The organism is Paraflavitalea sp. (assembly GCF_059502485.1).
In genome coordinates, this window is record NZ_JCACET010000011.1 from 73,398 (window position 1) to 84,993 (window position 11,596).

14 protein-coding genes are annotated in these 11,596 nt (G+C 45.3%); 3 read left to right on the forward strand and 11 right to left on the reverse strand.

What is annotated here, in order from left to right:
• The first annotated feature begins 8 nt into the window (after nt 1–8).
• Nucleotides 9–815 carry an AraC family transcriptional regulator gene (locus tag AC5JBY_RS28175; protein ID WP_495908023.1) on the forward strand — a complete coding sequence of 269 codons (807 nt, stop codon included), beginning with the start codon at nt 9–11 and terminating at the stop codon, nt 813–815.
• Here the strand turns inward: AC5JBY_RS28175 and AC5JBY_RS28180 are convergent, their stop codons facing one another.
• The 3 genes from AC5JBY_RS28180 to AC5JBY_RS28190 form a co-directional block, all read right to left on the reverse strand.
• A complete protein-coding gene (locus AC5JBY_RS28180; protein ID WP_495908024.1) occupies nt 816–1,415 on the reverse strand; it encodes a Crp/Fnr family transcriptional regulator in 600 nt (199 codons plus the stop codon).
• Nucleotides 1,416–1,438: 23 nt separating this feature from the next.
• Complete coding sequence (locus tag AC5JBY_RS28185) at nt 1,439–1,927, reverse strand: hypothetical protein (protein WP_495908025.1); 489 nt, start codon at nt 1,925–1,927, stop codon at nt 1,439–1,441.
• A 61-nt stretch (nt 1,928–1,988) separates the two neighbouring features.
• Complete coding sequence (locus AC5JBY_RS28190) at nt 1,989–2,765, reverse strand: YARHG domain-containing protein (protein WP_495908026.1); 777 nt, start codon at nt 2,763–2,765, stop codon at nt 1,989–1,991.
• A gap of 236 nt (nt 2,766–3,001) precedes the next feature.
• On the opposite strand from AC5JBY_RS28190, the gene AC5JBY_RS28195 reads away from it, so the two are divergent.
• The gene (locus AC5JBY_RS28195) at nt 3,002–3,811 is read left to right on the forward strand and encodes an AraC family transcriptional regulator (RefSeq protein ID WP_495908027.1); all 810 of its coding nucleotides are present in this window, start codon (nt 3,002–3,004) and stop codon (nt 3,809–3,811) included.
• Between the two features lie 130 nt (nt 3,812–3,941).
• Here AC5JBY_RS28195 and AC5JBY_RS28200 read toward each other — a convergent pair whose 3' ends face one another.
• The 8 genes from AC5JBY_RS28200 to AC5JBY_RS28235 form a co-directional block, all read right to left on the reverse strand.
• On the reverse strand, nt 3,942–4,733 hold the full coding sequence (locus tag AC5JBY_RS28200; protein ID WP_495908028.1) for a DJ-1/PfpI/YhbO family deglycase/protease: 792 nt from the start codon (nt 4,731–4,733) through the stop codon (nt 3,942–3,944).
• A 42-nt stretch (nt 4,734–4,775) separates the two neighbouring features.
• Entirely contained in the window at nt 4,776–5,507 is a 732-nt protein-coding gene (locus AC5JBY_RS28205; RefSeq protein ID WP_495908029.1) for a putative quinol monooxygenase, read from the reverse strand.
• Between the two features lie 198 nt (nt 5,508–5,705).
• On the reverse strand, nt 5,706–6,236 hold the full coding sequence (locus tag AC5JBY_RS28210; RefSeq protein ID WP_495908030.1) for a hypothetical protein: 531 nt from the start codon (nt 6,234–6,236) through the stop codon (nt 5,706–5,708).
• 27 nt (nt 6,237–6,263) lie between these two features.
• Nucleotides 6,264–6,839 (reverse strand): carboxymuconolactone decarboxylase family protein, encoded by a 576-nt coding sequence (locus AC5JBY_RS28215; RefSeq protein ID WP_495908031.1) that lies wholly within the window; start codon nt 6,837–6,839, stop codon nt 6,264–6,266.
• A gap of 9 nt (nt 6,840–6,848) precedes the next feature.
• On the reverse strand, nt 6,849–7,424 hold the full coding sequence (locus AC5JBY_RS28220; protein WP_495908032.1) for a cupin domain-containing protein: 576 nt from the start codon (nt 7,422–7,424) through the stop codon (nt 6,849–6,851).
• Between the two features lie 10 nt (nt 7,425–7,434).
• Entirely contained in the window at nt 7,435–7,659 is a 225-nt protein-coding gene (locus tag AC5JBY_RS28225) for a 2TM domain-containing protein (protein WP_495908033.1), read from the reverse strand.
• A gap of 209 nt (nt 7,660–7,868) precedes the next feature.
• The gene (locus AC5JBY_RS28230; protein ID WP_495908034.1) at nt 7,869–9,842 is read right to left on the reverse strand and encodes a sigma 54-interacting transcriptional regulator; all 1,974 of its coding nucleotides are present in this window, start codon (nt 9,840–9,842) and stop codon (nt 7,869–7,871) included.
• 77 nt (nt 9,843–9,919) lie between these two features.
• Nucleotides 9,920–10,210, reverse strand: coding sequence for a hypothetical protein (locus tag AC5JBY_RS28235; RefSeq protein WP_495908035.1), 291 nt, complete (start codon nt 10,208–10,210; stop codon nt 9,920–9,922).
• Between the two features lie 108 nt (nt 10,211–10,318).
• Here AC5JBY_RS28235 and AC5JBY_RS28240 point away from each other — a divergent pair, with 108 nt between their 5' ends.
• Complete coding sequence (locus AC5JBY_RS28240) at nt 10,319–11,455, forward strand: glycoside hydrolase family 43 protein (protein WP_495908036.1); 1,137 nt, start codon at nt 10,319–10,321, stop codon at nt 11,453–11,455.
• Nucleotides 11,456–11,596: the final 141 nt, after the last annotated feature.

Below are 11,596 nucleotides of genomic sequence, written 5' to 3' on the forward strand. Positions count from 1 at the left end.
TTTACTGTATGATCAATCCTACCGAAATAATACCAGGGGTACTCTTTTATTCTTATCTCTCTACCATGCGGAAAGAGAAGGTTGGTTTTTTTGAGTACAATACCCTGGTGTTACAGGTTTCAGGGCTTTTTACGCTGGTTACTTCTGAAGAAACGGTTTCGATGTCGGCGGGTAATATGATTCTCATCAGGAAGAATCAGCTGGTAGAAATCATCAAACAGCCTGTAAACGGAGAGGATTACCAGACTATCGTTATCATTCTGAAGGAGGATGTGCTCAGGCAGATTGCCCTGGAGCAGCAGGTAGAAGGGGTACAAAAATATACAGGTCCTGCCAATGTGGTTATTCCTGAGAATGACTTTCTGCGCGGTTTTTTCCAGTCGATCATTCCGTATGTGAAGCATTCGGAAGAACCGATTGCCAATACTGTTGGTGAGTTAAAAATAAAGGAGGCCGTACAGCTGTTATTGCATATCAATCCGAAACTAAAGGAGTTTTTGTTTGATTTTTCAGAGCCTCATAAAATAGACCTTGAAAAGTTTATGGTGGGCAACTATCACTTTAATGTGCCCGTCGAGAAGTTTGCACAGCTTACCGGCCGAAGCCTTGCTGGCTTTAAGCGTGATTTTCAGAAAACATTTGGCATGGCGCCCAGGCAATGGCTTCAGGAAAAGCGATTGACAGAAGCGCGGCACCTGATAGAGAGCAAGCATAAAAAGCCATCAGACATCTATCTTGACCTGGGGTTTGAAAGTCTCTCTCACTTTTCCCGCTCCTTTAAGAATAAATATGGCAAGGCCCCTACAGCACTGTGATCATGGCTTTGATGGCCTTTCTGCTATCCGCTTTCTGATCCTGCTGAGGGATTGATTTTTTATGCCCAGGTAGGAGGCGATGTGGTAGGACTGCACGCGTTGAAAAATGGTGGGATGTTGTTGCAAAAGATTCTGGTACCTGTGTTCATGGGTAAGCAATAACAGCTCCTCTACCCTGCCCTGCGAATGGTTGAAGAAGTATTCGGCCAGCAGCCGGCCAAACTTTTCCCAGCATTTATGGGTATTGTATAGCTGGTGGAGATCATCGTACGTGATGTATAGGATCTGTGATTCTTCGAGGGCTTCGATGTAGTAAGCGCAAGGATATTGCAGTATAAAGCTGCGAAACGAAACAATGAACTGATCTTCTGAAAAGAAGAACATGTTCTTTTCTTCGTTGGTTTTATCGTCGTAATAGAACACCCTGAAAATGCCTTTTACTACAATGCCCAGGTCTTTACAGACAATGCTCTGCCTGTTGTAATAATCGTTCTTCGCAATGGTTCGTTCCTTCCACAATGGCAAACTCACCGAGATGTCATCTTCGGTGAGTCCGGCAAAGTTGCCCAACACTTTATGTAATAGTGGCAGTTTGTCCAATGTTGCTTATGTTTTGCGCTAAGTTATAGCTGTTTATTTATTTTCCATTGCCTTAAGAATTGAAATGCCGACCCGATCAGGAACAAAACGAAAAGCACCAGCAACGATCTGAGCAGGAAAGGATCAGCCGGGCTTTTGATTAGCGGGTGCCCCAGTGGTATACGACTAAATGTTTCATTTACGGTCGGAATCAGCGACAGGAAAAAGCTGAATGACAGGCTGAAGTTTTCGAAGTAGCGGGCACGGCTGCTTGTCTGCTTTTTGGTGTGCAGGAAATAAGCTGCCACTACCAGTACCACAATGAACAGGGCAAATGCATGCCCTCCGTTGAAGCCGCCACGTTTTGAAATGCCAAGGGCGGTTAAAGACGCGACAATGGTAGTCCAGAAATAAATGCGCCCGGCGTTTATACTGAGGTCTATTTTCCCTTTTTTAACGAATGAAATAACTGCTGCTACGATGGCGATAATGCCGATGATGGTATGAAAGATGCCTAATGCTGACAAATGCATGGTTTCTGATTTATCAGCAAATTTTGTGTGAAAAATCAGGAGATATTTTCACTTAAGTTAATTATTCATAGCTTTTAATAAACTCAATATTGCTTTTTTCTATTTGCGAAAGGGAGGCATTTACGTTATCGTATTTGCCTGTGTACCACAATTGTTGATCGAAATATGACTTCATATCCGTGGTTTTAAAAATATAGCCATGTCTGGCGAAAATTTCATTGCGCATAATTCTCAAATCCCATTTGCTTAATCCTGAGATATCGGCGTGGGTAAGCAATCGTTCAGCAGTTTGGGGATACTTACCCGGTATTGATGAGGAGGTATTCTGTGGAGCAACAGGTGGGGCATTTTCAGCGGAGAATGCTGTGCTTTCAATGGTTGTTGTGCCGTGGCAAACAGCACATGTTTTTTTCCTTGCTCCGTAACAATTAATGCAATCGATCTTCCCGGTCTTATCGCATCTTTTGCAAGGGAAATCTGCATAATGATTGGCCCATACCCAGACATACTCAGTCTGGCCCCGGTAGGTTGCATATTGGTACCCGTTTTCCTTTGTTTCCACAAAGTATGCATTTATCTTACCTGTACTGTTGCAGTCACTGCAATCTTTTTTGCCGGCTCCATAGCAGCCTGAACAATCAACTTTTCCTGTGCCATTGCAGTTTGTACATTTTTGGACAATCTTCTCGGGCTTTTTAGTGGGGGCTTGCGCTGGTTTTTGATCAACCTCAGCTGATTTCTCCTGAAGATCGGCAGTTTGTTTCTCCTCAGTATTACTGTTACAGCCTGTAGTTATATAAACGGAAGTAATAACGACAAACAGGATAAAATTTTTCATGTTAAAACTCCTTTTTTAATACTGTAGGTTACAAAGATTTTGTTGACTGAAAGCAGGTGTTTTAACGTATTTTATTTTGAATCTTGCCAGGAAAGGCGTTAGCCTGTGGATGCATTAAATGACTGGCTGAGCTTGTAAACAAAGTAAATTTGGTCCGATAAACAAAGCCGATGAGGGTATGCCGGCTTACCTTTGTTACGGGTTTTCTTTAAATCGCTGACCTTAAATTTTAGTGTATGGAGTATCAGGCTAAGTACATTACTGAGGATATTAAGCTATCCTGTTACCAGGATAAGTTTTTCAAATCGGATATTGTGTTTGAGGATCACATGCTTATCTGGTTCATTTCCGGTGAGACAAAGGTTGTTCAAGCTGAAGGGACTTATATATTTAAAACTGGTGATATCTTTCTGATACCGCGGAACCAACTGGCCACCATCATCAATTATCCCAAGGATGGGTTACCGCATAAAACAGTGGTGATGCACCTGAAGACTGACTGGCTTCGTAATTTCTACGAAAAGCTTACTGTGAAGCCTACCGCGGGGAGCGTGCAAAAGATCCGGCATTACAATAACCATCCGCTGTTGCAAAGTTGCCTGTCGTCACTGGTACCGTATTTCGACATGCCTGAGTTGCCTGAGCATATTGCTCATCTTAAAATGATGGAGGCTGTCAGTATTTTACGATCCATCGATCCTGATATCGATCATATGCTGGCCAATTTTGAGGAGCCTGGTAAGATCGATCTGGCGGACTATATGGAGAAGAACTTCATGTTCAATATGCCTTTGGAAAAGTTTGGTTACCTGACGGGCAGAAGCCTGACGACTTTCAAGCGGGATTTCAGGAAGCTCTATGATACTACACCGCAGCGATGGCTGACCCAAAAGCGGCTGGAGCTGGCTCATTACCAGTTTGTAGAGAAAAAGAAAAAGCCCATCGACGTTTGTTACGAAGTGGGCTTTGAAAATCTTTCTCACTTTTCCTTTGCGTTTAAAAAGCATTTTGGCTATGCTCCTACCGAACTATTGGCACGAGCGTAGTTCTACATTGGCGACACTATCAGGTAATAATAAAAGAGAGCCGACAAATACGTGATTTGCCGGCTTCTTGTTAACACCAGAACCTATAAAGACACCAGAAAACATTAGTGTACGAGGGCCAATTCTCCATTTATTTTTTGCTCAACCAACTTTCTACTGCTCTTGAGAAATCTGCTACATCGATCGGGTGCCTGCTGGTGATGATGTTGCCATCAACAACTACTGGTTCATCGGTCACTGTTCCTCCTGCATTTTTCAGGTCGACCTGTATGTTCCAATAGCCTGTCAATTTCTTTCCTTTCAGGATATCTGCGGAGGCTAATACAACCGGGGCATGACAGATGGCTGCGATCAGCTTTCCAGATTTGTTGAAGTCCTGGATGAATTTGATCACGTCTTTGTCGTAGCGCAGGTTATCCGGATTCCAGGCACCACCGGGAATGAATACAGCATCATAGTCGCTTACTTTTACCTGGTCGGCTGTGCGGTCGAATTTGATCCATCCAACGGGTTGCAGGTATTGAATGGCCATGATATGTGTCTTTGACATCTCCGGGTAGCTCAGGCCATATCTTGCCGGGGCGGGATTGAATTTAGGGGCCACGATGTCGACCTTAGCTCCCAGTTGTTTGAAGTACCAAACGGGTCCTGTTAACTCGATCTCTTCAAAACCATCTGCTGCTATTACTGCAATTCTTTTTCCCTGCAATGTTTTTTCCTTCACAGGTGTAAAGAAGAATGCTTTCAAAGCTTCATTGCCGGGAGCATTGAGCAGTTGTGTTACCGGCATGTTGACAACGGCTGCGGAGGTTGTCAATTGATTTACTACTTCCAGTTCGTGGGATTTCGTCTGGGCTTCTGCGCTTGCTGCGGCAAGTACGCTTGTTACGCCTGCCAGCATGATCTGATTAATTGTTCTCATTTCGTCTGTTTTTATTGTTAGTGTTTATGATTGGTATGGTCGTTATTTCCGTTTAACAGGCGCAAATTCAATGAGCCTGTGTAATCCGGTTTGAAAGGGTTGCTTTTTGATGCTGCTATTCAGATAGTCAATCACCGGTTGTATTGGTGGAAACTTCAGGTGGTATTGAAATGCTTCATCGTTCCTGAATTTTTCGTAGGTGACGAATTGGGTATTGTCTTCTTCCAACTGGGAAAGCTGGTAATTGATGACGCCGGGTTCACTGCGAAACTGTGGCATGGCCGTGTGGTAGACTGTTTTGAAGGTTGTTTCTGTGCCCGGTTTGCTATCTACGAACAGCATGATCGTGATGGGCTTGTCGTCTTTTCCCGGCTTTCTCTGCCATTGTTCTTTTGTGAGTGGTTCGAGGTCTTTTACATAGATCGTTTTAGCTGGTTGCACCAGTTTATTGTCTGATAGCAGTTTCCGGTTTTTATCGAATGCTGCTTTGTTACTCCATCTTTCGATGGTCCACAAAATGGAGGGATTGTCCTGCTCGTAATATCCTTCGGCCATGATATTGCTTGCCTGGGTATTGGCCTGCTTTATATATTTTCCGAGCACGCTCAGGAATGTTTGCTGTTGCCCTTCTTTTACCTCATATCGTGTCAGTACAGCCACTTCTTCTGTATTGGGTGTGGTGGTGGTGTTTTGTGTCATGGCACCGGTGCTACTCAGCAGGAGGCTGATCGTTACGAGGGCGGGTAGCCGGGTGAAGAATGTTTTTGTTGTCATTGCTGTTGGTTTTGTTTGTTCATCAAAATTAATATGACCTATACCCCAGGCAGAAGGAGGTGAATCACTAAAAATGTGTGACGAATGTCACACCGGAAAGCTTCTTACGTTTTGCCTGATTTGATATGACAAAGTTGAAAAGAAAAGGAAGGAGGCACCTGACGCAAATGTGTCAAAAGCTTTGTGTGGGCTGTTTTGTTATTTGAATTTTGATTCAATATCCTTTGCAAAGGCTTTTCCTTCCTTTCGTAAATGTTTTCTGATAAACAGGCCTCCCAATCCGTTTAACCATGCGGCCAGCTTTATGAACAGGTTTGGATAATCGGTGCCAACCATGCATACCAATTCGCACGTGTTTCCGGATACCGGCCTGATCTGCATTTCCCAGGGTACTCCAACATAAACCCGGACCCATCTCATGATGTATGCTTCAGACGCTGCTGAATAAAGCTGAATGTGTTCTGCAGAAGAATAATCCAGCTGGTAGTGTTGTACGATCATGTCGGTGCCAATGTTCTCCACGTTGCTCATGAAGAGTATGCCTTCTTTAAAATAGCTGTTCATGGCACGATGGGCCGGTGAGTAGGATACATAGTCCGGCTCTGTCATTTCTGTGATCCATTTGTACATATGTACCTGTTTTGCCGGAAGGTTGATGGGGAAACTTTCGGTATATCTAACCCCATATCTTGTGCCGGGTGTTTTTTGATTTTCAAGACATGCTTTCATAAACAAGGTTTAATGGTTTAGGAATATTCAAATTGCTTTATCGTTCGATGGAGCGGGCATATCAAATCCATTTAAGATCACTGCGATGAGGCTGTAGCCGCTTATCAGGAAGAAGAGTTCTGCTACTCCATCTTGTCCAAGTAACTGGACTGCATAATTGTATGTAGAATCAGGAAGTATATGGCCGCTGACCAATGTAGCGGCAATGACATGGGCGATGTCTTCTTCTGCATTTAAACCATGTGGATGCCCGCCGGCTGCCAGTGTGGCGATCGCAGCTGAGGAAAGCCCGAATGCTGCTGCCATGATCTCATGTGCGTATAATTCGAAGCGGGCACCGTAGGCGCCTCCTACGGTAAGGATGGCTACTTCACGCACTGTTTTTGCCAATGTGGCTTGCGTGTCGAGCGTTCGCAGAAAGCTTAATGCAGGTACGCCGAATTGTGGGTATTGCAGCATGGGGGCAAAGGGACCAAGCAATGCGCCTTCGGCATTCAGCATGGTTACCTGGCTTTGGCTCCGGCCAACAAGGCCGGCAATTTCGTCGTGTACGTAACGTACTTCCGGGCTTAGGGTGTCTGGTGGTAATGGTTTGATGCGCATAACTGGTATTTAGGCGTTAGTGAGTTCATCTGTAAACCGTCCGTCGATCAGGATGAATGCCATGCGGCAGATCTTACCGGAGCGGTTTGCCCATGCGTGGTTGGTGCCGCATTGGATCACTATATCACCTGTCTGGATAGTGGTCTCGGCCCGATCCAGCACCAATGTTATCTCGCCTTCGAGCACGATGCCGTAATCGACTGTCTGTGTGCGGTGCATCAATGGATGGGGCGCTCCTGCTGCGGAGGTGGATGCTTTTTCATCGCCCATGGATTTGAACTTATCTGCTGCATCTGCTCCGGTTAGTTTTCTTATCTCTTCTCCTTCGGGCGGGAATTCGATTACACGCATCCTCGTTCCTGTTTTGGGTGGGGGCAGCACCAGGCCCGTTTCGTCGGGCAAGGCTGGCTGTGTGGGGATTAAGACAGGTGTCTCTGCTGTGTGCCATATTTCGAAAAAGGTGGGGCCGCCCGGGCCGCCGACCAACTGTGTGTGTACAGGTGGTGCATCGGAAATAATGATGGCTTTGCCATCTGCATCATGGCCTGTTACAACACGTCTGAATGTTTTTTGCGACTGTTTCATGGGGATTGGTTTAGTTTTTCTTTGATTTACTAAATACAAATACACCGAGGTAGTGAAACAGTACGCCGATTGCCCATGCTGGAGTGGACCATAATGGCCAGGGGTAAGTGGTGTCGGTTAAGTACCATACCAACCAGATGGCTGGTGTGACCAACAGGAATACAATTAAATGAATCCGGAATCCTTTTGCTGCGTTGATGGGGTTAGGATTGTCCCATCTTGTTGAATGTGTCATACGAATGGTTTTGTACCATTGTGTCTATTAGTATGCCATTCAGTTGTAGCGGTAAGTAAGAGCGAAATGAAGGTTGGTCAATTGACTGAAAGCCAATCTGTTTGCGTTGGATAGATCAAAGGAGGTGTGAAGGGCGTTGATGCTGTGTGCCCCGATAATGTCGGGGGCTGTTGTTGGAAGCCCCGAAGATTCCGGGGCATAGCTGCCTGTTATTGGTTTTCGGACGAGTCGATAAAATCCTGCCGTTTGATATTCAGCTTTGCCATTTTTGATTCGAGGGTGCTTGGTTTGATATTCAGTAGCTCTGCTGCTCCCCCGGCTCCGCGTATACGTCCTTTTGTTTTTTTCAGGAAGGAGGTGATGTATTCCCGTTCTGTTTGCTGCTGAATATGCTTTACTTCTTCAAAGGTGTTGATGGCTGTTGGTGTAATCGATTCCGGTGTGGACATGCTGAAGTTTCGTATCGACTGTAATTTCGATCTGCCATCGTTGAGGACGACGGACTGCTCTATAATATTTTCAAGTTCGCGGATATTGCCCGGCCAGTGGTAGGTATACATTTTCTCCATCATAGCATCTGCAATACCATTGAATGGCTTATTCAATGAATTACAAAACTTGCTGGCAAAGTATACTGCGAGGGGTTCTATATCGGTTTTCCGTTCGCGCAATGGTGGCAGTGTGAGCGGAAATACATTGAGGCGGTAATAGAGGTCGAGCCGGAAGTTCCGGTCTGCCACTTCTTTTTCGAGGTTCCGGTTGGTGGCGGCGACTATGCGCACATTTACTTTTACCGGTGAGTTGCCGCCTACGTATTCGATCTCCCGTTCCTGCAAAACGCGCAATAGTTTTACCTGCATGCTAAGGGGTAATTCTCCGATCTCGTCTAAGAAGATCGTTCCTCCATCGGCCTGCTCGAATTTTCCTTTTCTTTTCTCAACGGCGCCTGTGAAGGCTCCTTTTTCATGTCCAAACAATTCCGATTCTATCAATGTGGCGGGGATGGCTGCGCAATTCACTTTTACAAATGGGCCGTTCTTGCGGGGTGAAAGCAGGTGAATGGACTGTGCTACTCTTTCTTTGCCCGTGCCACTTTCACCTAATATCAGTACGGATGTGTTGTAGGGTGCCACCTGGGCTGCCAGGTCCAATGCCGATAGCAATGAATGATGGCTGCCGATAATTTCTTTGAAGGCTTTATTGTCTGCTGTCTCGTCCTGCTTCTTTTTAGCAGTGGCCTGCTGACGGGCTGCTGTAATGGCTGCCGTCTCCGTATACACTGTTTTATTGGCCACGTCTTCGAGGTATGTCTTCAACCGGTTCAACAGGCCAATATGGTCTTTGTTGTAGATATCAACGTGCCGGCTATAAAAGAAATAATGTACAGCTAATCCATAACCGAGTGGCACCGGGAATACGAGGTAGGAACCCAGGCGTAAGCAGTCCATCAGTTTTTGTTGCAGCAGATTGTTGGTTGTGTTTTTATCTGCGTGGTTATAAATGGCTGCATTGTTGTCGCTATTGCTGTTTTCAATGATGTGTGAAAGTGTATTTTTAGTCAGGCCGCCAATGGTCATCAATTCTTTTTCTCCGATGAACTGGTATTCATCGAACCCGGTGCGTAAGTAGCCTGTGTCCATGAATTGTTTTGCATCCAGCGGCCTGATGCCGCATGCAATAAAATCAAATGGAATGTATGGTTGTATTACCCCGGCCATCTTTAGTAGCGAATCCCGGGCGCTCAATGCTTCATTGCTTATTTCCGTGATGCTTTTTTGCAGCTGCTCTTCGCGTCTTAGCTTCGATTCGAGGCTGTGCTGGTGGAGGTACCAGGCAATTTCCAGTGCCACCAGCAGGTCTTTTTCTCTGACCGGCTTTACCAGGAATCCATAGGGCTCCGTGGTCTTTGCTTCTTCGAGTGTTGCCTGGTCGGCATTGGCCGATAAATAGATAAAGGGAATGTTGTCGGCTCTTAATTTACGGGCAATCTCAATACCAGATATTTTGCCTTTGAGCCTGATGTCAAGCAGGACAAGGTCTGGTTTTTGTTGCTGAAGGAGTTCCTGTGCTTCCCGGGCTGAGGGGGCAATGCCGGTTATGGTATAGCCAGCTTCCTCCAATGTCATTTGGAGATTATCGGCTACGATAAACTCATCTTCTACAATCAATATTTTTTTGCTCATACGATAAAGGCAGCTTCGTAAGCGTATTCATGCAAGTAATCAGTTAGTAAGAAGTTGCGTAGGGTTTCGGAATTGCTTTAGTTGCCGCTTCGGACCTGTAGTAAAGTTACATCTTTCAACCAGGTATTGTCGTGGGTTTTAAGGACTACATGATACCATTTTTGTTCGGGGGTATCAACCATAAAAATATCCGAAGTGTCTTCTTTGGCATGAATAGTAAAAACTTTGGTATCGGCATTCGATGACTTTTTTACAAAAGCCTTAGCTTGGTCTATCGTTTTGATTTGGGATAATTGAGCGTCTTTTATTTGCCCGTTTGAATGGAGGAAAGCTAACAGGAATAATAAAGGAAGCATTACTTTGGCCATATTCTTTAATTGATGTTATTGGGTGAGGTGGAAAGATACAAAATTGCATTTGGGACAGATCTAATTATATTTCATTATTTTAGGACGCGTAATAAACTTGATACCTGTATGAAAAGACTGATTGCTTTTTGTTTGTTAGTAGCCCTATTGAAGCCGGCAGTTACTGATGCTCAACTCACTTTTACCAATCCGCTGGCCGTTGACTTCGGTGATCCTTATGTATTGCATGTCAAGGGGGATAAATACTATATGTATGGCACCGGGGCGGGCGCCAATAAAGGTTTTGCTGCATACTCTTCCACAGACCTGGTGAACTGGAAAAATGAAGGGCAGGTATATTTTCACGATAACAAGAATGGATGGAGCGATCCCAAGGCTGCCTGGGATGGTGCTTACTGGGCGCCTGAAGTGTATGAAGTGAAAGGAAAGTTCTATATGTTTTATAGTGCACAGTGGAAAGAGAACCCCACTAAGGAACTGGAGAATTTTCGTATCGGTGTGGCTGTGGCCGATAAGCCTACAGGTCCGTTCATCGACGTGGCTAATAAGCCTGTTTTTGATCCGGGTTATCCTATCATCGACGGCAATGTATTTTTCGATCAGGATGGCAGGGTATATCTCTATTATTCGCGTTGCTGTTACAAACATCCTGTAGAAAGTGAGGTAGCTACCTGGGCTATCAATAAGGGGTGGTATAAAGAGATCGAGGAAAGCTGGGTATATGGTGTTGAACTGAAGCCTGATTTCAGCGGTGTGATCGGAGAGCCGGTGTTGTTGTTGCGTCCGCCGGTAAGTATGAGTGATCAACAATCTGCGTGGGAAAGCCGGTCGGTTACTTCGCAGGAGGTAAATCGCCGCTGGACGGAAGGCTCTGTTACTTTCAAGAAAGGGAATACTTACTTTATGATGTATTCTGCCAATTACTTTGGTGGGAAGAATTATGCTGTAGGGTATGCGACTTCCAAAAGTCCACTGGGGCCTTATATCAAGGGTGCTAACAATCCTGTGTTGGAAAAGAATGTGGAGAAAGGTGGCGTGGTAACCGGAACGGGGCATAATAGTATTGCGCATTCACCAGACGGAAAAGAAATGTTTGCCGTATATCATGGCCGCACGTCGGCTACGGGCGATAAGCGGGTGGTGTTTATCGATCGTATGAAGATCCTGAAAAACGGGCAGTTGGTGGTGGAAGGGCCTACAACCAAGCCACAACCCATGCCTTCCGGAACTTCTGCCAACCGGTAAAACAAAAGAGAGGTTGTCCCTCCTTTTTTCGATAAGCGGCTAAATATTTACGTTAATTCGGCGTTATGGTGTTTTGGTTAACCGAAATCCCTGACCCGTCATGTTTTGTAGAGCCCTGTGCCCCTTATTTTCTGCCGTACT

Excerpts from the sequence above, each read along its gene's own strand:
- AC5JBY_RS28175 (WP_495908023.1), top strand. The coding sequence starts at position 9 with ATGATCAATCCTACCGAAATAATACCAGGGGTACTCTTTTATTCTTAT.
- AC5JBY_RS28185 (WP_495908025.1), bottom strand. The coding sequence starts at position 1,927 with ATGCATTTGTCAGCATTAGGCATCTTTCATACCATCATCGGCATTATC.
- AC5JBY_RS28190 (WP_495908026.1), bottom strand. The coding sequence starts at position 2,765 with ATGAAAAATTTTATCCTGTTTGTCGTTATTACTTCCGTTTATATAACT.
- AC5JBY_RS28195 (WP_495908027.1), top strand. The coding sequence starts at position 3,002 with ATGGAGTATCAGGCTAAGTACATTACTGAGGATATTAAGCTATCCTGT.
- AC5JBY_RS28200 (WP_495908028.1), bottom strand. The coding sequence starts at position 4,733 with ATGAGAACAATTAATCAGATCATGCTGGCAGGCGTAACAAGCGTACTT.
- AC5JBY_RS28205 (WP_495908029.1), bottom strand. The coding sequence starts at position 5,507 with ATGACAACAAAAACATTCTTCACCCGGCTACCCGCCCTCGTAACGATC.
- AC5JBY_RS28210 (WP_495908030.1), bottom strand. The coding sequence starts at position 6,236 with ATGAAAGCATGTCTTGAAAATCAAAAAACACCCGGCACAAGATATGGG.
- AC5JBY_RS28215 (WP_495908031.1), bottom strand. The coding sequence starts at position 6,839 with ATGCGCATCAAACCATTACCACCAGACACCCTAAGCCCGGAAGTACGT.
- AC5JBY_RS28220 (WP_495908032.1), bottom strand. The coding sequence starts at position 7,424 with ATGAAACAGTCGCAAAAAACATTCAGACGTGTTGTAACAGGCCATGAT.
- AC5JBY_RS28225 (WP_495908033.1), bottom strand. The coding sequence starts at position 7,659 with ATGACACATTCAACAAGATGGGACAATCCTAACCCCATCAACGCAGCA.
- AC5JBY_RS28230 (WP_495908034.1), bottom strand. The coding sequence starts at position 9,842 with ATGAGCAAAAAAATATTGATTGTAGAAGATGAGTTTATCGTAGCCGAT.
- AC5JBY_RS28235 (WP_495908035.1), bottom strand. The coding sequence starts at position 10,210 with ATGGCCAAAGTAATGCTTCCTTTATTATTCCTGTTAGCTTTCCTCCAT.
- AC5JBY_RS28240 (WP_495908036.1), top strand. The coding sequence starts at position 10,319 with ATGAAAAGACTGATTGCTTTTTGTTTGTTAGTAGCCCTATTGAAGCCG.